At 68.6% G+C, this 18,961-nt stretch carries 16 protein-coding genes; 13 read left to right on the top strand and 3 right to left on the bottom strand.

Translation table 11 applies throughout. From position 1 onward, the window contains the following. Positions 1-4: 4 nt before the first annotated feature. From HDC31_RS07875 to HDC31_RS07900, 6 genes are all read left to right on the top strand, one after another. On the top strand, positions 5-1,264 hold the full coding sequence (locus HDC31_RS07875; RefSeq protein ID WP_218867345.1) for an ABC transporter substrate-binding protein: 1,260 nt from the start codon (positions 5-7) through the stop codon (positions 1,262-1,264). Between the two features lie 51 nt (positions 1,265-1,315). Beyond that, positions 1,316-2,221: a carbohydrate ABC transporter permease gene (locus HDC31_RS07880; RefSeq protein WP_045265140.1), complete on the top strand. Its 906-nt coding sequence runs from the start codon at positions 1,316-1,318 to the stop codon at positions 2,219-2,221. Continuing rightward, positions 2,211-3,125 carry a carbohydrate ABC transporter permease gene (locus tag HDC31_RS07885; RefSeq protein ID WP_046748404.1) on the top strand — a complete coding sequence of 305 codons (915 nt, stop codon included), beginning with the start codon at positions 2,211-2,213 and terminating at the stop codon, positions 3,123-3,125. Before HDC31_RS07880 ends, HDC31_RS07885 begins: the two co-directional genes overlap by 11 nt. A 2-nt stretch (positions 3,126-3,127) precedes the next feature. Then, positions 3,128-4,102, top strand: coding sequence for an ROK family protein (locus tag HDC31_RS07890; RefSeq protein WP_082738537.1), 975 nt, complete (start codon positions 3,128-3,130; stop codon positions 4,100-4,102). Positions 4,103-4,180: 78 nt separating this feature from the next. Further along, positions 4,181-5,725 (top strand): M81 family metallopeptidase, encoded by a 1,545-nt coding sequence (locus HDC31_RS07895; protein WP_218867695.1) that lies wholly within the window; start codon positions 4,181-4,183, stop codon positions 5,723-5,725. Then, a complete protein-coding gene (locus HDC31_RS07900; RefSeq protein WP_113681885.1) occupies positions 5,722-7,062 on the top strand; it encodes an alpha-L-fucosidase in 1,341 nt (446 codons plus the stop codon). Before HDC31_RS07895 ends, HDC31_RS07900 begins: the two co-directional genes overlap by 4 nt. Before the next feature lie 72 nt (positions 7,063-7,134). On the opposite strand, the gene HDC31_RS07905 is transcribed toward HDC31_RS07900, so the two are convergent. Next, positions 7,135-9,990, bottom strand: coding sequence for an FAD-binding and (Fe-S)-binding domain-containing protein (locus HDC31_RS07905; protein ID WP_218867347.1), 2,856 nt, complete (start codon positions 9,988-9,990; stop codon positions 7,135-7,137). Positions 9,991-10,042: 52 nt separating this feature from the next. On the opposite strand from HDC31_RS07905, the gene HDC31_RS07910 reads away from it, so the two are divergent. Further along, complete coding sequence (locus HDC31_RS07910) at positions 10,043-10,705, top strand: GntR family transcriptional regulator (RefSeq protein WP_058630561.1); 663 nt, start codon at positions 10,043-10,045, stop codon at positions 10,703-10,705. Between the two features lie 13 nt (positions 10,706-10,718). Here the strand turns inward: HDC31_RS07910 and HDC31_RS07915 are convergent, their stop codons facing one another. Continuing rightward, positions 10,719-11,687, bottom strand: coding sequence for a hypothetical protein (locus HDC31_RS07915; protein ID WP_257021988.1), 969 nt, complete (start codon positions 11,685-11,687; stop codon positions 10,719-10,721). Between the two features lie 85 nt (positions 11,688-11,772). On the opposite strand from HDC31_RS07915, the gene HDC31_RS07920 reads away from it, so the two are divergent. The 3 genes from HDC31_RS07920 (at position 11,773) to serA (ending at position 14,351) form a co-directional block, all read left to right on the top strand. Beyond that, positions 11,773-12,291: a hypothetical protein gene (locus HDC31_RS07920; protein WP_113681975.1), complete on the top strand. Its 519-nt coding sequence runs from the start codon at positions 11,773-11,775 to the stop codon at positions 12,289-12,291. Then, positions 12,288-12,623 (top strand): hypothetical protein, encoded by a 336-nt coding sequence (locus HDC31_RS07925; RefSeq protein ID WP_179515954.1) that lies wholly within the window; start codon positions 12,288-12,290, stop codon positions 12,621-12,623. Before HDC31_RS07920 ends, HDC31_RS07925 begins: the two co-directional genes overlap by 4 nt. A 123-nt stretch (positions 12,624-12,746) precedes the next feature. Next, complete coding sequence (serA, locus tag HDC31_RS07930) at positions 12,747-14,351, top strand: phosphoglycerate dehydrogenase (RefSeq protein ID WP_058630564.1); 1,605 nt, start codon at positions 12,747-12,749, stop codon at positions 14,349-14,351. 66 nt (positions 14,352-14,417) lie between these two features. Here the strand turns inward: serA and HDC31_RS07935 are convergent, their stop codons facing one another. Beyond that, complete coding sequence (locus tag HDC31_RS07935; RefSeq protein WP_046748412.1) at positions 14,418-14,960, bottom strand: TetR/AcrR family transcriptional regulator; 543 nt, start codon at positions 14,958-14,960, stop codon at positions 14,418-14,420. 94 nt (positions 14,961-15,054) lie between these two features. Between HDC31_RS07935 and HDC31_RS07940 the strand changes: the two genes are divergently transcribed. The 3 genes from HDC31_RS07940 to HDC31_RS07950 all read left to right on the top strand — a co-directional run bounded on the left by HDC31_RS07940 (position 15,055) and on the right by HDC31_RS07950 (position 18,877). Beyond that, positions 15,055-16,590, top strand: coding sequence for an MFS transporter (locus HDC31_RS07940; protein WP_046748413.1), 1,536 nt, complete (start codon positions 15,055-15,057; stop codon positions 16,588-16,590). Positions 16,591-16,671: 81 nt separating this feature from the next. After that, positions 16,672-17,715 carry a 3-isopropylmalate dehydrogenase gene (locus tag HDC31_RS07945; protein ID WP_061017595.1) on the top strand — a complete coding sequence of 348 codons (1,044 nt, stop codon included), beginning with the start codon at positions 16,672-16,674 and terminating at the stop codon, positions 17,713-17,715. 61 nt (positions 17,716-17,776) lie between these two features. Continuing rightward, the gene (locus HDC31_RS07950; protein ID WP_113681887.1) at positions 17,777-18,877 is read left to right on the top strand and encodes a branched-chain amino acid aminotransferase; all 1,101 of its coding nucleotides are present in this window, start codon (positions 17,777-17,779) and stop codon (positions 18,875-18,877) included. Positions 18,878-18,961: the final 84 nt, after the last annotated feature.

Genomic DNA, 18,961 nt, shown 5'->3' on the forward strand with positions numbered 1-18,961 from the left:
TTCAATGAAGAAGTTGCGTGTAGGGGCTGTGGTCGCCGTCGCCGGCGTCGCGGTCGCGATGACCGGCTGCGCGAGCGGCAGCGGCACGGGTGGTTCGGCAGACGGCGACACCATCGTGGTGGACATGTGGGCCGGGAGCGAGTCGGACGTGGACGCCCTCGAGGCGCAGGTCGCGTTCGCGCAGGAGCAGAACCCCGACATCAAGATCAAGCTGCAGACGTCGCCGTGGAGCGACTTCTTCACGAAGCTGACCACCAACATGGCCAGCGGCAACATGGCGTGCGTCACGGGCATGAGCGGCGCGCAGCTGGGAGGCTACACCGGCGGCTTCCGCGAGCTGAGCGATGCCGACCTGAAGACGGCGGGAATCGACTGGGCCGACTTCAATCCGAGCGCCGACGGGATCCTCAGCTTCGAGGGCAAGACCTACGGCGTGCCGTTCGACGTCGCCACCATGCTCGTCTACTACAACCAGGACATGCTGACCGCCGCCGGCGCCGCAACCCCTGAGATCGGGTGGACGTTCGACGACTTCGACAAGATCGCCGCCGACGCCACCAAGGACGGTAAGTACGGCTTCGGCATGGGTATGGGCGGCTACCAGTGGATGTCGATGCCGATCGCCTACTCCGCCACGCAGCCGGCCTCCGAGGACGGCACGTTGCACATCGATGAGAAGGCCTTCGTCGACGCGTCGACCTGGTACGCCGAGCTCGTGACCGAGAAGAAGGTCGCCGCACCCGTGGCCTCCGCTTCCGACACGGGGTGGGGAGAGAACCAGTACACCGGCGCCAACGCGGCCATGGCCGTCGACGGCACCTGGAACGCGGTGAGCTACCTCGACAACGAGTCGGGCTTCGCCGCCGGCATGGTCCCGCTGCCCGCCGGAGTCGACGGCAACCCCGGTCCGATCCTCGGCTCGGGCTACGGCATCTCGGCCAACTGCAAGAATCCCGAGGCCGCGCTCAAGGTCATGGGCTCGCTGCTCGGCGAGGACGCGCAGGACTACATCGCGTCGTCCGGCCGCTCCTACCCGGCACGCACGTCGTCGCAGCCGCTGTACTTCGAGTCGATCGACGAGAAGTACCGCGACCAGGTGAAGTCCGTCTTCGAGGCTGCGTTCGGTGACACCGTCCCCCTCTACATGACGAAGAACTGGCAGAAGCTCGACAGCTACATCCAGCCCAACCTCGTCAGCGTCTACAACGGCCAGATGACGATGGAAGAGCTGCTGTCGAACGCGCAGGCGCAGTTCGGCGAGTGATCGGGCCTCGGCCACCACAGCAGCAATGCAGTAACAGAGGAAGAAACTGAGATGACGATCACGACGAGACGTCGACGATCGCTCGCCAAGGTGGAGGCCGGTCAGGCGCTGGGATTCGCAAGCCCAGCCCTGATCGGGCTCGCCCTGTTCACGATCGTGCCCGTCGGGCTGTCGATCGTGATGAGCGTCTTCGACTGGCCGACCTTCGGCGAGCGGACCTTCAACGGCGTGGACAACTACGTCAAGCTGTTCACCAGCAGCCCCGACTTCTGGCCGGCGCTGCGCAACTCGGCGGTGTACACCCTGCTGTACGTGCCGTTGAGCGTCGCTCTCTCGCTCGTGCTCGCTCTCGGTCTGAACTCCCGGATCCGCGGTCGCGGCGCACTGAGGGTGCTGTTCTTCATCCCCGTCGTCACGCCGATGGTCGCCAACGTGCTGGTCTGGAAGATGATGCTCCAGCCGCAGGGACTCTTCAACGGCCTCTCGCAGACCTGGTTCGGCATCGAGCTGCCCAACTTCCTCGCCGATCCGTCGTGGGCCATGATCATGGTCGTCGTCATGAGCGTCTGGCAGGGACTCGGCTACAACATGCTGATCTTCTCGGCCGCCCTCGAGCAGCTCCCCGAGAGCGTGCTGGAGGCGGCGAGCATCGACGGCGCACAGGGGATCCGGCGGGTGTGGAGCATCATCGTCCCGATGATCTCGCCATCGATCTTCTTCGCCACCATCATGACGATGATCACGTCGCTGCAGGTGTTCGTGCAGCCGCAGATGCTCACCGGCGGCGGTCCGGGCAATGCCACGAAGCCGCTCGTCATGTACATCTGGGAGCAGGGATTCACCTTCGGTGATCTCGGCCTCGCCGCTGCAGCCGCGTGGATCCTGTTCGCGATCATCATCGCGATCACCGGGCTCCAGTTCGCCGCACAGAAGAAGTGGGTGCACTATGAGCACTGAGACCCTCGTCCGGCCCGCCGGACGCACCGGCCGCGCCGACCGCGAACGCGAGCGCGCACGCGGTGCGGCGACGACCCCCGGCGCCCGCGCCCGTCTGATCCTCGCGCACGTCGCGATCTACGTGGCTGCGCTGATCTTCATCTCGCCGTTGATCTACGCGTTCTTCTCGGCTCTCAAGCCGAACGCGGAGATGTTCTCGATGCCGCCGACCCTGGTGGGCTCCGAACTGCGGTGGAGCAACTTCGTCGACGTGTTCGCCTACGGGCCGTTCCTGACGTACATCATGAACTCCTTCATCGTCGCGATCGGCGGAACGCTCGTCGTGCTGATCGTCTCGACCACAGCCGGATACGCCTTCGGGCGCCTGCGGTGGAAGGGCCGGGACGCGGTGTTCGTGCTGTTCCTGGCCACCCTGATGGTTCCCGCCGAGGTGCTCGTCATCCCCATGTTCCAGGTCATGCAGTGGTTCAACTGGGTCGACACATACCAGGCGCTCATCCTTCCCTTCGCGTTCGGCGCCTTCGGCACGTTCCTGATGCGGCAGTTCTTCCGCGGCATCCCCTACGAGCTGGAGGAGGCGGCCCGTGTCGACGGCGCAGGCCCCGTGCGATCGTTCCTGCAGATCATCCTTCCGCTGTCGAAGTCGGCGGTGGCGGTGCTCGCGGTGTTCACGTTCCTCTCGTTCTGGAACAGCTACCTGTGGCCGCTGATCGTGACGGTCGACTACAACGCGCACGGCACGCTTCCGGTCGGCCTCGCGAGCTTCGCCGGTCTCACCGGCACGCGGTGGGACCTGCAGATGGCAGCCGCGATCATCTCGATGGTGCCGACCACGATCCTCGTGATCGTGCTGCAGAAGCACCTCGTCAAGGGGATCGCGATGGCCGGGCTGGGTGGTCGCTGAGCATGATCGGTCAGGAACAGGGGACCAGCACGCTCATCGGTGGCGCAGCCGGACCCGGTGCGGCTCTCGTCGGGATCGACATCGGCGGCACCAAGATCGCCGCCCTTCTGGTGGACGGTGACGGTGCCGTGCTCGGCCGGGGCAGCGTCGGCGCACCGGCCGCGCTCGGCGGTGCAGCGATGGCGGATGCGGCAGCGACCCTCGCCATGTCGCTGGCAGCGGAGGCGGGAGTATCGCTGGCCGCAGCCGGAGTGGGGGCGGCCGGAGTCATCGACCACGAGACGGGGACGATCCGTGCGGCGTCGGCGACCTTCGTCGGCTGGACGGGGTTCGCCCTCGGGCATGAACTGGCGTCACGCCTCGGCGTCCCCGTGCGGGTAGAGAACGACGTGAACGCCTTCCTGCTCGGTGAGGCCGCGGCGGAAGGGCGCACGGATCGGGACGTGCTCGGCGTCATGCTCGGCACGGGGGTGGGCGGCGCCGTCCTCATCGACGGCGAACTTCACCACGGACCGCACGGTGCCGCCGGTGAGATCGGACACACACCCGGGTACAGCGACCTCGTCTGCACCTGCGGCCAGATCGGGCATCTCGAGACGCTGGCCTCCGGCACTTCCATCGCGCTGCGCTACCAGGAGAGCACGGGCGCCCCGGTGCGCGACGCTCGCGAGGTCGCCGACCGTGCGCGCCGCGGCGACACGGAGGCGATTGCGGCGTTCGACGCTGCGGGTCGGGCGCTCGCCCTCGCCTGCGCGACCGCGGCCACGATCCTCGACCTGCCCTGCGCGATCGTCGGGGGCGGGGTCACGGCCGCATGGGACCTCCTCGAGCCGGCCATCGCGCGTACGCTCGCCACCGACTCGCCGGTGTCGGGTATCCCGCTGCGCATCATTCCGGCCGTCCTCGGTTCCGACGCGGTCGCTCTCGGCGCGATCGAGACGGCCCGCCGTGCGCTCGTGCCGGCAGGCGCACGCTGAGAGACGACCCCACGCACGACCCTCGCACCACAAGGAGCACCTCACGTGACCGCACGTCCTGAAGCCCACGAGATCTGGATGGGCCCGCTTCCCACCGTCGCCGACGGCGGTCTCGCCCTGCCACGCATCGGCATCGCCGGGATCTCCATCGAGTCGAGCACCTTCTCGCCTCACATCTCCGGTGACGAGGCGTTCACGGTTCGTACCGGCCCGACGTTGCGGGGGTACTACCCGTTCCTGGACGATGGACGCGAACTCGCCTCCGCCGCGGACTGGGTGCCGCTGACCCACGGACGCTCTCTTCCTGGCGGAGCCGTCGCGCCGGAGACCTATCGCCGGATGAAGGATGCGATCGTCGCCGGCATCCGGGAGCACGGTCCCTTCGACGGGTTCTTCTTCGACATCCACGGCGCCATGAGCGTGGTCGGCATGGACGACGCCGAGGGCGATCTCGCGCTCGCGGTGCGCGCCGCCCTCGGTCCCCACACGCTGGTCTCGACCTCGATGGATCTGCACGGCAACGTCTCGGAGGTGCTGCGTGACGCGGTAGACCTGCTGACGTGTTACCGCATGGCTCCGCACGAGGATTGGATGAACACCAAGGAGCGTGCGGTGTGGAACCTGCTCGCCCGGCTGAGGGGACCGCACGGCTCCGACCCACTGCGGCGGCGCCCCTTCTCCGCCTGGGTACCCGTGCCCGTGCTGCTGCCGGGGGAGAAGACCAGCACGCGGCTGGAGCCGGCGCGCAGCATCTACGCCCAGCTGCCCGAGATCGAAGCCCTCCCCGGGGTGGTCGACGCCTCCGTCTGGATCGGCTACGCCTGGGCGGACGAGCCGCGGTGCCAGGCCTACGTGGTCGTCACCGGGGACGACGAGCAGGTGATCGCACGGGAAGCCGAGCGTGTCGCGCGGATGTTCTGGGACGCGCGCGAGGACTTCGTCTTCGTGGCCGAGACCGGCTCGCTCGACGACGCCCTCGACAAGGCCCTCGCTCCGGGAGCACCGCGGCCGTACCTGATATCGGACTCGGGGGACAACCCGACGGCCGGTGGCGCCGGCGACGTGACCTGGACGCTCGCGCACCTGCTGGGACGCGCCGAGCTCACCGACTCCAGCCGCACCACACTCGTGGCCTCGATCTTCGACCGCGAAGCCGTCGCACGGGCTGTCGCGGCCGGCGTCGGAGCCACGGTGTCGCTCGATGCCGGAGCCCGGGTGGATTCCGGTCCACACGGACCTGTCACGATCACCGGGACCGTGTTCTCCATCAGCGACGGCGACCCGGATGCGGGTACGCAGGTCGTCATCGCCGTGGGCGGTCTGCACGCGATCATCACCGAGCGCCGCAAGCCTTTCCACCACCTCTCTGACTTCCGGATGCTGGGCCTCGAGCCCACCACCGCGGACATCGTCGTCGTGAAGATCGGCTATCTCGAACCCGAGCTCTACGAACTCGCCGCGGGGTGGACTCTCGCGCTGACCCCTGGTGGCGTCGACCAGGACCTGCTGCGGCTGGGCCACCACCGTCTGCAGCCGGGTGTCTACCCGTTCGACGCCGACGGCGATCCGGACCTGACCGCCACCGTCGTCCGCCGCGGAACCGCAGAGGAGCAGAACGCATGATGAACTTCGAGAAGCGGACAGGCCCCGACTTCGGCACTGACGCCCCGGTGTACCCGACTCAGGGTGTGCCCGACTGGTATCGGGACGCCAAGCTCGGGTTCTTCGTCCACTGGGGGCTGTACTCGGTGCCGGCGTGGGCGGTGCAGCACGGCGACGGCGTGAACATCCCGACCGAGGATGCGTACGCCTGGCATCAGTACGCCGAGTGGTACGGCAACACGGTGCGGATCGCGGGCAGCCCCACCTGGGAGCGCCACCAGCAGTTGTTCGGCCCCGGCACCTCGTACGAGGACCTGGCCGATCGGTGGGACGCCTCGGCGTTCGATGCGGATGCCTTCGTGGGCGAGTTGGTCGGTGCCGGGGCCAAGTACATCGTCCCCACGACCAAGCACCACGAGGGTTTCTGCCTCTGGGACACGGCGACCACCGGTTTCAACGCGGTCGCTCGTGGTCCGCGCCGCGACCTGATCTCCGAGTTCCACGACGCCACCCGTCGCGCGGGGGCGAAGTTCGGGGTGTACTACTCCGGTGCGCTCGACTGGCACGTGAGCGACTTCCCGCCGATCGAGTCCGACACCGATCTGTTCCGCTTCCGTCGCAACGATGCGCACTTCGCCCGCTACTCGGCTGCCCAGCTCGAAGAGCTCGTGTCCCGCTTCTCGCCGGACGTGCTGTGGAACGACATCGAGTGGCCCGACGGTGGCAAGGGGCACGACGAGTATGCGGTCGCCGCCCTCCTGCAGCGGTACTTCGATGCGGTGCCCGACGGTGTCGTCAACGACCGTTGGGGCGTCCCGTACCACGGCTTCCTCACACGCGAATACACGGACATCCCCGAGATCATCCCGGATCCGTGGGAGTCGACGCGTGGACTCGGCTACTCCTTCGGCTTCAATCAGGCAGAGGACGAACGCCACTCGCTGTCCGGCGCGGCGCTGATCCGTCTGCTCGTCGACGTCGTGGCGAAGAACGGCAACCTGCTGATCAACGTCGGCCCCGCAGCGGACGGCTCCATCCCCGAGCTCCAGCGTCGTGCGATGCGCGAGCTGGGTGCATGGCTGCAGACGAACGGCGACACGGTCTACGGCACGCGCCCGTGGATCCGGATGGGGGAGCGCAGCGGTGCCCCGCGTCGCTACACCACCACCGGGTCGACCGTGCACGTGCATGCTCTCGACCCGAGCATCGGGACGCTCGACCTTCCGGACGAGCTCGTACACTCCGACCTGCGGTGGACCGACGGCAGTGCGGTCGAGAAGTCCGACGGTGATCGTGCGGTCGTGGTGATCCCCGCGCGTCTGCGTGGAGAGGCCGTCGCGGTGCTGTCCGCAGGCTGAGACGGACAGTTCGCGACGAGACGAGGGCCCCTCCGACGGCGTCGGAAGGGCCCTCGGCGTCTTCGCACGGAGTCAGCCCCGCGTGAGCTCCTCGAGCACCTCGATCACGTGACGGTACGGCCGGCCGGTGGCGCGGGACATTCCGATCTCGCAGGTGCGGTTCGCCGAGACGAAGGCGTCGAAGCCGCCCTGGGCGCGCTCGGCCGCTGCGATCTCCGCGGACTCCTGTGCCGTCGCGCTGGCGGTGAGCTCCGGATGCAGCATGCCGCGGTCACCCGCGAATGCGCAGCAGCCCCACCCCTCGGGAACGAACACGTCATCCGCGACGGCGGCGGCGATCGCGGTCAACGCTCCCGTCGCTCCGAGCGCCGTCGTGGAGCATGTCGGATGCACGGCGACGGTGGGCAGCTTCGCGGGCACGGTCAGCTTCGGCAGTACTTCGCGTGCCACGAAGGTGGTCGCATCCTCGATCCGCAGCCCGGCGTATCGAGGGCTCTTCGCGACGGCCTGTGCGAGCATGACGTCCAGGCCCTCGGTGCAGGAGGCCGCGTCGCACACCACGGGAAGCTCGCCCGCGCGACTGGCCTCCCACAGCGAATCGAGCACCCGGTCCGACATCAGGGCATAGCCGTCGAGATGCCCCTTCGACTTCCAGGGTGTCCCGCAGCAGAGGCCACCGTTCTCCTCCGGGATCACGACGGGGATACCCGCGCGGTCCAGGAGCGCTCGCAGCGCATTCCGTGACCCCTCGCCGTCGCCCTCCGCGCCGAACATGGTGCCGATGCACGCGCCGAAGAAGACGGCCTGCGCATCGGTCGGCGCCTCCGGACGCGGTGGCTTCGAGCCGCCGTGGGGGAGTCCTCCGTCGTACAGCGGTACGGTGTCGGCCCCCAGCACCGCGCGGCCGAGGTGCGTGACCCCGCGCACCAGAGGGGCGGGGAGGGCGTCCGCGACGGTGAGCGCGACGCCGCCGGCGCGGGTGACCGTACCCCAGTGCTTGGCCGCCGTGCCCCACACGGTCCCCTCGATCGCGTTCGACTGCTCCGCGCGAAGTCGACGCACCAGGTCGCCCGTGTTGATGTCGACCGGGCAGGCCACACCGCACATGCCGTCGACCGCGCAGGTCTGCACGCCGTCGTAGTCGTAGTCCTTCTGCAGATCGCGCAGCAGCTCGGTGTCGCCTTGTTCCTCGGCCCACACCATATCGCGACGGATCACGATGCGCTGTCGAGGCGTGAGCGTGATGCTCTTGCTGGGACAGGTCGGCTCGCAGTACCCGCACTCGACGCAGCGGTCGACTTCCTTCTCCACCGTCGGCACCCGTTTGAGGTCGTGCAGGTAGGAGTCGGGGTCGTCGGAGAGCACAACGCCCGGGTTCAGGATGCCGTGCGGATCGAGGAGGTTCTTGATCTCCCACATCATGTCGGTGAGCTGGTCGCCGTACTGTCGGCGGACGAACGGCGCCATGATCCGACCGGTGCCGTGCTCCGCCTTCAGCGACCCCTGCTGCGAGAGCACGAGCTCGACGAGGTCGTCGGTGAAGCGCCGATAGCGCGCGACGCTTTCCGCATCGTCGAACCGCTCGTTGAGGAGGAAGTGGATGTTGCCGTCCTTGGCGTGTCCGAAGATGACCGAGCCCTCGTAGCCGTGCTCGGAGAAGAGCTCGATGAGGCGCTCGCAGGTGTGGAGGAGACGCGGCACCGGGACCACGATGTCCTCCAGCAGGGCGGTCGTTCCGGACGGTCGGGCGCCCGCGACCGCCGTGTAGAGCCCCTTGCGCACGTGCCACAGCGCGGCGCGTTCGGCCGCATCCGTGGTGAGGCGCGGGGCGACGGCGAGCGGGAGGGCTTCGAAGTGCGTCTGGGCGGCGGAGCTCGACGCGGCGAGGGTGTCTGCGTCCGGAGCATGGACTTCGACCAGCAGAGCGGCGTGTCCCTGCACCTCGATCTCGGCGATGGCGTCCGGCACGTCGCTCAACCCCTGCGCGACACGCAACGAGGCGGCGTCCATCAGCTCGATCGTGGCGAGACCGAGTCGCGTGAGATCAGGCAGAGCCGTCATCGCGGCGGACAGCGTGTCGAAGACCAGGAGGCCGGTCGCGATCGAGGGGAGCACCTCGATCGTGCGGAAGCGGGCTTCCGCCACGAAGGCGAGCGTGCCCTCGGAGCCGATGACGAGATGCTCCAGGATGCGCACCGGATCATCGAAGTCGAGCAGTGCATTGAGCCCATAGCCCATCGTGTTCTTCATCGAGAACTGCTGACGGAGGAAGGCGACGTGCTCGGGGGATGCCAGCAGACGCTCCCGCAGGGAGAGCAGGCCCTCGGCGATGGCGGGTTCCGCCGCGCGGAGCATCTCGTTCGCATCCGGGTGGCCGGTGTCGAGGATCGTGCCGCTGGGAAGCACGATCGTCATCGACTCGATCGTCCGGTACGAGTTCTCGGTGATACCGCACGCCATGCCGCTGGAGTTGTTGGCGACGACGCCGCCGATCGTGCACGCGATCTCACTCGCCGGATCGGGGCCGAGCTTGCGGCGGTACCTCGCGAGCCTGGTGTTCACCTGGCGCACCGTCGCACCCGGACCCACCCGGACCGCAGCGCCGTCGTCCTCGACACGGATGTCGCGGAAGCCGCTGCGCGTGTCCACCAGGATGTCTCCGCTGACGCTCTGGCCGGACAGGCTGGTGCCTCCGGAGCGGAACGTCATCGTGCGACCGGCAGCTCTGACCGCTCCGAAGGCACGAGCGACACCCTCCGCGTCAGCGGGGGAGAGGACGGCATCGGGGATCAGCAGGTAGTGGGACGCGTCGTGCGCGCGGGCGAAACGGTCGATCGAGCGTGCGTGCACCTGCGTCGTCGGCCCCAGCAGGGCAGGATCCAGCAGCTCGGCGAGGGTGGTCTTCACGGTGCTCCTCTGCTCCGTCATGAGATTGTCAGACAAGTGTACCGACTGCGCGGCTCTTCGATAGGCTGACCGGATGAGCACCACCTCGGAAGCGCCGCTCGGAGTCGTCGGCGTCGTCGATGCCGTGACAGCGCAGCTGCGCGGTCGCATCCTGAGCGGTGCGATCCGCTCCGGCTCCCCGATCACCGAGGCCGCGGTGTCGCAGAGCTTCGGAGTCGCACGTCCGAGCGCGAAGGCGGCGATCGAGCAGCTCGTCGCCAGCGGCCTGCTCGTGCGCACCGCGCACCGGAGCGCGCGCGTCGTCGACATCGACTCCGTGACCGTGCGCGACGTGTATCGCACCAGAACCCGCCTGGAGAGTGCGGCGCTTCGCGAACTCGCCGCGTCGAAGAACGTTCCTGCCGCGGCCCTCGCGGCGAACGCGGAGATCATGGCGATGCCCGGGGGCCCCGACCCTGCGACCGTCGCTCCCGACCTGCGCTTCCACACGGCCCTCATCGACGCGCTCGACAGCGAGCGCACGGGCCGCATGTACCGCAGCGTCCTCGACGAGGTGCGGCTGTGCATGGCGCAGGTGCAGGGCCGCCGTCTTCTCGATGCCGCGGACATCGCCGCGCAGCACGCCGACATCCTCGATGCCGTGGCGTCAGGGGACGGGGAGCGGGCGGCCGCCCTCCTCGAAGCCCATCTGTCGTCAGCGGAGGATCGGCTCGTGGAAGCGCTCGACGCGGACTAGCGTCGAGCGGGCGTCACGGCGCCGATGCCTCCTCGACCACGATGGGTGCCTCTGCGGGGTCGGCCCACACCGGTGCGGGGAGGACCGTGTCGACCTGGCCCGCCTGGATCGCGCGCAGAGCCTCGGTGATCTCCTCATCGTTCTCCGGCACCGGGAGACCGCAGGCTCGCAGCTCGGAGCCGAACTGCAGGGTGAGGCGGATCTTCCCGGCCTCGACGGCCTGTGCGGTCGCACCGGTGCGGATCTCGCTCCCCGTCTGGATCGCGGGCACCTCGTCGCAGACGTGGTAGACCTTGCCACCGTCGACCCAGACGACCTCGTCCTTTCCGAGGAGCTGGATCACGGCCGACTGGTCGGCCGTGTACTGCTCGACGGACGGCGGGTTGAAGTCGGCGCCGATGAACACCGCGAGGGCGGCGAGCACGACGCCGACGATCCCGGCTGTGGCCTTCTGGCCCTTGTCCATGTCCTTGTTGAGGAAGATCAGGATGACGAGCGGGAGGAAGGCGACCACGGCGATGATGGCCCCGAGCTGGTTCTGCACGAAGAACCGTGTCTTGTCCGCTCTGCGGGCCGGGTCGAGGCGATTGGCCTTCTTCCAGAGCACGGAACCGGTGATGGACAGAGCAGCGATGACCACGAGCAGCACGAGGAGTGTGATGAACGCCCACTGCGGGAAGGTCGCCGTGACGCCCTGCTCCTCCAGCAGTCCGGTGTCGGGGTCGCGCACCAGAGTGCCGTCCTCGCCGACGAAGACCCGCTGACGCAGGAGCCAGAAGATGCCGACGCCTTCGCCGATGATCGCGACCGCCCAGAGGATGCCGGCGATCCAACGGAACCGCGTGGCCTTCGCCTTGGCTTCCGGAGTCGGGACCCAGCCGGCGGGCGGCTCGGGAGTCGAGGTGGTGGATCGAGAGGTGGCGGGTGCAGAGCCTGCGGGTGTCGATCCGCTGCTGGCTTCCGTCTTGTCGTTGTCGGCCACGATGCTCCCCCATAACGTCCGATGCCCGCCGTTCCGGCTCGAGGCAACCCCGATCCTAGTGGACCGCGTGTCCTACGCTGGGGACATGACTTCCGATTCCGACGACGCCCTCAGCTGGGACGGCGACGAGGCCTCGAACCCCAAGGAGCGCGCCCTACCGCGCGGCTGGAAGGCCGTCGGACGGGGGAGCGACGAGGTGGGGACGATCGAGGAAGGCGGCACCGCCGAACAGGCGCCAGCGGTCGAGCAGGTGCCGGCAGAGGAACAGGCGGCTGTCGAGGAGCAGGCGGCTGTCGAGGAGCAGGCGGGCCTGAGCACGCCGATGCTGCTGCTCGTCGGCATCGTCGGGGGCATCTATCTCCTCTACACGATCGGCTGGATCGTCGGCGGACTGCGGCTGCAGCCCCTCGCGTCGTTCCTGGTCTCCGATGTGATGTTCCTCCCGTGGTTCTTCCTCGCGATCGCCGCCCCGGCCCTCTGGTTCCTCGCGAGCTGGGTGCTCACGCGGGGGAAGGCAGGCTGGATCCGCGTCGCCGTGCTGCTCGCCGGCGTCGTCCTGCTCGTTCCCTGGCCGTTCGTCACCGTGGGGGTGATCGGATCATGATGGCTTCCGCGGTCGGAACATCGACGTCGGCGGGTTCTCCCCGCTGGCTCATCGGGCTCGTCACCGGACTGGCCGGACTCTTCTACGCCTACGCCGTGTGGAACGCCGTGGCGCACCTGATCACGATGGCTCAGACGGGGCTGACCGGGGGAGGTTGGGCGACCCTGCTGTTCGGAGTCGTCTTCCCCGCGATCGTGTTCGCCTTCGCGTATGTCATCGGACGGCGTCGCACGGTGGGCGAGCTGGCCCTCGTCTTCCTCGCCGGACTCGGTGTCGTCGCCGTGTTCTGGATGAGTCTGATCGCGCTGAGCCTCACGATGCCGAGCGCCTGAGCCGCCCGTCGAGACGCGTCACACGGCACGGAGCGCTGTCGGCGCTCCGGTAGAGTTGTGGCGATCGCGCCCCCATGGTGTGCGGCGCATCGGCCCCTGCCGCGCTGCCCCGAAGGATCCACTGTGCCGAAGCCTGTCGTGCTCATCGCCGAAGTACTCTCTCCCGCCACGATCGACGCTCTCGGTCCCGACTTCGACGTCCGCGACGTCGACGGCACCGACCGCGAGGCGCTGTTCGCCGCACTCGCCGACGCCGACGCCGTGCTGGTCCGCTCGGCCACGCGCATCGACGAGGAGGCGCTGAGCCACGCGCCGAAGCTCAAGGTCGTCGCCCGCGCCGGCGTGGGCCTCGACAACGTCGACATCAAGGCGGCCACGGCTGCCGGGGTCATGGTCGTCAACGCCCCGACCTCGAACATCGTCTCGGCCGCCGAGCTCACGGTCGGCCACATCCTGAGCCTCGCCCGCCGCATCCCTGCCGCGCATGCCTCTCTCTCCGCCGGAGCGTGGAAGCGCAGCTCCTTCACCGGAGCCGAGCTCTTCGAGAAGACCGTCGGCATCGTCGGCCTCGGTCGCATCGGTGCTCTCGTCGCCGCGCGCCTCGCGGCCTTCGACATGCGTGTCGTCGCCTATGACCCCTACGTCACCTCTGCACGCGCCCAGCAGCTCGGCGTGCAGCTGCTCTCCCTCGACGAACTCGTCGCCGAGTCGGACTTCCTGACCATCCACATGCCCAAGACCCCGGAGACGACGGGCATGATCGGCGCCGAGCAGTTCGCGGCGATGAAGCCGACCGCGTTCGTGGTGAACGTGGCCCGTGGCGGCCTCATCGACGAGGAGGCCCTGCACGCGGCGCTCGTCGCCGGGGAGATCGCGGGAGCCGGTCTCGACGTCTTCACCTCGGAGCCGCCCGCTGAGGGCGGCACGGCTCGTCCGCTGCTCGACCTCCCGAACGTGGTCGTCACGCCCCACCTCGGCGCGAGCACCGAGGAGGCGCAGGAGAAGGCAGGCGTCTCGGTCGCTCGTTCTGTGCGCCTCGCCCTCGGCGGTGACCTCGTCCCGGACGCCGTGAACGTGGCCGGGGGCGTCATCGACCCCTACGTGCGTCCCGGCATCTCGCTCGTCGAGAAGCTCGGCCAGATCTTCGCCGCGCTCGCGACGTCGCCTCTCACCAGCCTCGACGTCGAGGTGCACGGCGAGCTGAACGACTACGACGTGAGCGTGCTCAAGCTCGCCGCGCTCAAGGGCGTGTTCACCAACATCGTCAGTGAGACGGTGTCCTACGTCAACGCTCCGCTCCTCGCCGACCAGCGCGGGATCGCGGTGCGGCTGCTCAAGGACGATGTGAGCGACGAGTACCGCAACGTCATCACTCTCAGCGGTGCGTTGTCCGACGGCACTCAGCTCTCGGTGTCCGGCACGCTCACCGGTCCGAAGCAGACGGAGAAGCTCGTCGGCATCAACGACCACCGGCTCGAGCTGCCGATCGAGAAGCACCACGTCGTGATGCTCTACACCGACCGCCCCGGCATCGTCGCCGTGTACGGCCAGAAGTTCGGCGAGGCCGGCATCAACATCGCCGGGATGCAGATCGCCCGTCAGGCGGCAGGCGCCCAGGCGCTCAGTGTGCTGACGCTCGACTCGCCCGTCTCGGACGAGCTGCTCGACGACGTGCGCGGTGCCATCGACGCCGACCTGTTCCGTCAGATCGAGATCACCGAGATCTGATCGGCAGACGCAGCAGAGAGGGCGGGAGCGTGAAGCTTCCGCCCTCTCTCGTGTCTGCGGTGATCCTCAGGCGGTCGCCTTCAGAACCAGGGTGATCAGCTCCGCGAGTTCATCGCTGCGGGGCACGAGTCGCTCGGGGCCGTGCACGTCGAGCGAGTTGTTGAAGTAGAGTCCGTCGCTCACCAGCATCACCAGATCGAGGCTCGCGTTGTCGCGCACGTGCGGGCGGATCGTCTCCGCCCAGCGGCGCCTCGTGTCGCGGAGCATGTCCGCTGCGGGGATCGACCCGCCCTGGGCGAGGCGCGTCGTCGCGATCAGCACGCGATCGAGTGCGTCGTCCTCCATCACGGAGGTGCGCACGTAGTAGGCGACGGGACCTTCCTCCGCGGCGGCCATCCGTTCGAGGTCCATGGTCGTGAGGCGATCGAGCCGTTCCACGAGGCCGGCCTCGAGCTCGTCCTTGGAGCCGAAGTGATAGAGCAGGCCGCCCTTCGACACACCGGCCGCTTTCGCCGTGGCGTCGAGCGTCGCGGCTCGTTCGCCGTCTTCGATGAGGATCGCTTCGAAGGCGTCGAGCACCTTCTCGCGGGCGAGCGGAGGTCGGGGCATCGTGGATCCTCTGCGGATTCGGGGGCGGGACTTCTGTTACTATACCATCTGGACGGTTCACTAACCGTGCGATCAAGATCCTGAGAGGTGTTCCATGACCCGTACTGCGTCGATCCCGACGACAGAGACGGATGCTCCCCGCGTCGGAGCCCGCGGCTGGGCGGCGCTCGTCGTCCTCATGCTGCCGGTGCTGCTGGTGTCGGTGGACAACACGGTGCTGAGCTTCGCGCTCCCCGAGATCTCCATCGCGCTCGCGCCCACAGGGGCCGAGCAGCTGTGGATCATCGACGTGTACCCCCTGGTGCTCGCGGGCCTGCTCGTCACCATGGGTACCTTGGGCGACCGATTCGGGCGTCGGAAGATGCTGCTGATCGGAGCCACCGGTTTCGCGGCGGTCTCCGCCCTCGCAGCCTTCGCGCCCACGGCCGGTCTGCTGATCGCCGCTCGTGCTCTGCTCGGCTTCTTCGGGGCGATGCTCATGCCGTCGACCCTGTCCCTGCTGCGCTCGATCTTCCAGAACCGCGACCAGCGCCGCATGGCGATCGCGGTGTGGGCCTCGGCCTTCTCCGCAGGATCGGCGCTGGGACCGATCGTCGGCGGTTTCCTCCTCGAGCACTTCTCCTGGGGGTCCGTCTTCCTCATCGCGGTGCCGGTGCTGATCCCTCTGCTCGTCGCTGCGCCGTTGCTGGTGCCGGAGAGCCGCGACCCCCACCCCGGTCGCATCGACTTGATCAGCATCGTCCTGTCGATGGCCACGATGATCCCGGTGGTCTACGCGATCAAGTCGCTGGCCGTGGATGGTCCGAGTCTGAAGGCCGGTGCGTGGGCACTTCTCGGCCTCGCGATGGGTTTCCTGTTCGTGCGGCGCCAGCTGCGTGCCAAGACGCCGATGCTCGACATGGCGCTGTTCAAGCGGGGGTCGTTCTCCGGGGCGATCCTGGTCAACCTGCTCAGTGTCGTGGCTCTGGTCGGCTTCCTCTACTTCGTGTCGCAGCATCTGCAGCTCGTCCTCGGGCTGTCGCCGATGACGGCAGGTCTCGCGCTGGTGCCGGGAATGGTGGCGATGATCGTGGCCGGGCTGTCGGTCGTGCCGATCTCGCGCCGGATCCCGCCGCACATCGTGATCCCCGCCGGGCTCGCGTTCTCCGTCGCCGGCTACCTGATCGTCGCTCTCACGACGCACGAGCACGGCGTCCTGCCGCTGGTGATCGCGTTCGTGGTGCTGGGCATCGGGATCGGCGCGGCCGAGACGATCTCCAACGAGCTCATCCTGTCGAGCGCTCCTGCGGCCAAGGCAGGAGCGGCCAGCGCGGTGTCCGAGACGGCGTACGAACTCGGAGCGGTGCTCGGAACGGCTGTGCTCGGCGGCATCATCACGGCCTTCTACCGCGGAGCGCTCGTTCTTCCTGCGGGTCTTCCCGCCGACGTGGCGCATGCAGCGGAGGAGACTCTGGCTGGCGCCTACACCGCTGCGCAGGCTCTGCCGACGCAGCTCGGCGATGCGCTGTGGCAGGCCGCGTCGGACGCGTTCGGCTCCGGCGTCACCGTCACCTCGCTCATCGGTGCCGGCCTCGTGGTCGCGGCCGGAGTGATCGCGGCCGTCACACTGCGCAAGGCACCCACGCACTGACCAGTACGCTGGGGGGATCGGCTCTCCTGCTCTCGGGCGGGAACGAGTCGGTCCACCCCCGTGCAGTGCGCAAGGAGTCTCATGTCGCGTGTCGTGAAGCTGGCCGTCATCCCGGGTGACGGCATCGGTCCCGAGGTCATCGCCGAGGCGGAGAAGGTGCTCGACGCCGTCACCGTCGACAGCGACGTGACGTTCGACAAGACCCGCTTCTCGCTCGGTGCCGGCCGGTACCTCGAGACCGGCGACACGCTCACGGATGACGACCTCGCCGCGATCTCCGCACACGACGCGATCCTCCTGGGTGCCGTCGGCGGCACGCCGGGCGACCCGCGGCTGAAGGACGCGAACATCGAGCGCGGACTGCTGCTCAAGCTGCGGTTCACTCTCGACCACTACGTGAACCTGCGCCCCTCGAAGCTCTTCGCCGGCGCATCCGGTCCGCTGTCGAACCCGGGGGAGATCGACTTCGTCGTCGTCCGCGAGGGCACGGAGGGTCCCTACGTCGGCAACGGCGGGGCGATCCGGAAGGGGACGCCGCAGGAGGTGGCGAACGAGACCTCCGTGAACACGGCCTTCGGTGTCGAGCGGGTCGTGCGCTACGCGTTCGCCCTCGCGGAGCGTCGTCGCAAGAAGCTGACCCTCGTGCACAAGACCAACGTGCTCGTGCATGCGGGCGCCATCTGGCAGCGCATCGTGAACGAGGTCGCCTCCGAACACCCCGACGTCGCCGTCGACTATCTGCACGTCGACGCCGCCACCATCTTCCTGGTCACCGATCCCTCGCGCTTCGACGTGATCGTGACCGACAATCTCTTCGGTGACATCCTCACCGACCTCGCCGGCGCCGTCACGGGCGGCATCGGCCTCGCCGCATCGGGGAACATCAACCCCGATGGCGCCTTCCCGTCGATGTTCGAGCCCGTGCACGGCTCGGCTCCGGACATCGCGGGTCAGCAGAAGGCCGACCCGACCGCCGCGATCCTCTCCATCGCGCTGCTGCTCGACCACCTCGGCCTCACGGTCGAGTCGGCGCGGGTGAGCGCCGCGGTCGAGGCGGACATCGCCGCCCGGAGCGGTGCCCGCACCACCGCGGAGATCGGCTCCGCGATCGCTGCCCGTCTCTGAACAGCGGGCGTAGGCTGACAGGGCGCGAGGATGCGCCCGCCCACGAGGATTGGATGATGACATGACGACGATCGACGCCGAGACGAGCGTGGCTCCTCTGGAGTTCGCCGTGACGAAGAACCTGAACGCGGCCTCGCCGGCACGCGTCGCCGAAGTGCTGGAGAACCCCGGGTTCGGGGTCGTCTTCACCGACCACATGGTCGACATCTGCTGGTCGGCCAAGGGTGGATGGCACCGTCCGCGCGTGCAGCCCTACGGTCCGATCCCGCTCGACCCCGCCGCCTCCGTGCTGCACTACGCACAGGAGATCTTCGAGGGCATCAAGGCCTACCGGCACGCCGACGGCTCGATCCACACCTTCCGTCCCGACCGGAACGCCGCGCGTCTGCAGGCCAGCGCCCGCCGCCTCGCGCTGCCGGAGCTGCCGACCGAGTACTTCATCCAGTCGCTGCGGGAGCTCATCGCCGTCGACGGTCGGTGGGTGCCCTCCGGTGCCGACCAGAGCCTGTACCTGCGACCGTTCATGTTCGCCAAGGAGGCCTTCCTCGGTGTGCGGGCGGCGCAGAAGGTCGCCTACTACGTGATCGCGAGCCCCGCCGGTGCCTACTTCACCGGGGGAGTGAAGCCTGTGCGCATCTGGCTCTCCGAGGACTACGCCCGCGCGGGTCGCGGTGGCACCGGCAAAGCGAAGACAGGCGGCAACTACGCCTCCAGCCTCCTTCCCCAGGCCGAGGCCAGTGCGAAGGGCTGCGACCAGGTCGTGTTCCTCAACGAGAACCGCGACGTGGAGGAGCTCGGCGGCATGAACGTCGTGTTCGTCTTCAAGGACGGCCGGGTCGTCACGCCGGAGTCGGACAGCATCCTCGAGGGCATCACCCGCGACTCGCTGCTGCAGCTGGCCGAGGACCGCGGCTACACGGTCGAGAAGCGTCCGATCTCGATCGACGAGTGGCGCGCGGGCGTGGCCTCCGGCGACATCGTCGAGGTGTTCGCCTGTGGCACGGCCGCGGTCGTGACCCCGATCGGCGCGCTCGTGGGCGAAGGCTTCGACGAGCCCCAGCCGCTGGGCGAGCTGGCGCTGTCCCTCCGCGAAGAACTCACCGACATCCAGTACGGGCGCCGAGAGGACAAGCACGGCTGGCTCCTCCGCCTCGACGCCTGAGTTTCCTGCTGCCGAGACCCACGTCCCCCGCCGACACCCATGCTGTCGTCCGCCCGGGGCCGTGGGTCTCGTCGCGAGCAGGGG

The organism is Microbacterium sp. JAI119 (genome assembly GCF_013410135.1).
In the GTDB taxonomy this organism is placed as follows: domain Bacteria; phylum Actinomycetota; class Actinomycetes; order Actinomycetales; family Microbacteriaceae; genus Microbacterium; species Microbacterium oxydans.

What these genes read in the sequence shown, in the direction of transcription:
- HDC31_RS07920 (WP_113681975.1), top strand. Translation starts at nt 11,773, where the DNA reads ATGACTTCCGATTCCGACGACGCCCTCAGCTGGGACGGCGACGAGGCC.
- HDC31_RS07895 (WP_218867695.1), top strand. Translation starts at nt 4,181, where the DNA reads ATGGGCCCGCTTCCCACCGTCGCCGACGGCGGTCTCGCCCTGCCACGC.
- HDC31_RS07880 (WP_045265140.1), top strand. Translation starts at nt 1,316, where the DNA reads ATGACGATCACGACGAGACGTCGACGATCGCTCGCCAAGGTGGAGGCC.
- HDC31_RS07885 (WP_046748404.1), top strand. Translation starts at nt 2,211, where the DNA reads ATGAGCACTGAGACCCTCGTCCGGCCCGCCGGACGCACCGGCCGCGCC.
- HDC31_RS07925 (WP_179515954.1), top strand. Translation starts at nt 12,288, where the DNA reads ATGATGGCTTCCGCGGTCGGAACATCGACGTCGGCGGGTTCTCCCCGC.
- HDC31_RS07875 (WP_218867345.1), top strand. Translation starts at nt 5, where the DNA reads ATGAAGAAGTTGCGTGTAGGGGCTGTGGTCGCCGTCGCCGGCGTCGCG.
- HDC31_RS07900 (WP_113681885.1), top strand. Translation starts at nt 5,722, where the DNA reads ATGATGAACTTCGAGAAGCGGACAGGCCCCGACTTCGGCACTGACGCC.
- HDC31_RS07905 (WP_218867347.1), bottom strand. Translation starts at nt 9,990, where the DNA reads ATGACGGAGCAGAGGAGCACCGTGAAGACCACCCTCGCCGAGCTGCTG.
- HDC31_RS07950 (WP_113681887.1), top strand. Translation starts at nt 17,777, where the DNA reads ATGACGACGATCGACGCCGAGACGAGCGTGGCTCCTCTGGAGTTCGCC.
- HDC31_RS07945 (WP_061017595.1), top strand. Translation starts at nt 16,672, where the DNA reads ATGTCGCGTGTCGTGAAGCTGGCCGTCATCCCGGGTGACGGCATCGGT.
- HDC31_RS07910 (WP_058630561.1), top strand. Translation starts at nt 10,043, where the DNA reads ATGAGCACCACCTCGGAAGCGCCGCTCGGAGTCGTCGGCGTCGTCGAT.
- HDC31_RS07940 (WP_046748413.1), top strand. Translation starts at nt 15,055, where the DNA reads ATGACCCGTACTGCGTCGATCCCGACGACAGAGACGGATGCTCCCCGC.
- HDC31_RS07935 (WP_046748412.1), bottom strand. Translation starts at nt 14,960, where the DNA reads ATGCCCCGACCTCCGCTCGCCCGCGAGAAGGTGCTCGACGCCTTCGAA.
- HDC31_RS07890 (WP_082738537.1), top strand. Translation starts at nt 3,128, where the DNA reads ATGATCGGTCAGGAACAGGGGACCAGCACGCTCATCGGTGGCGCAGCC.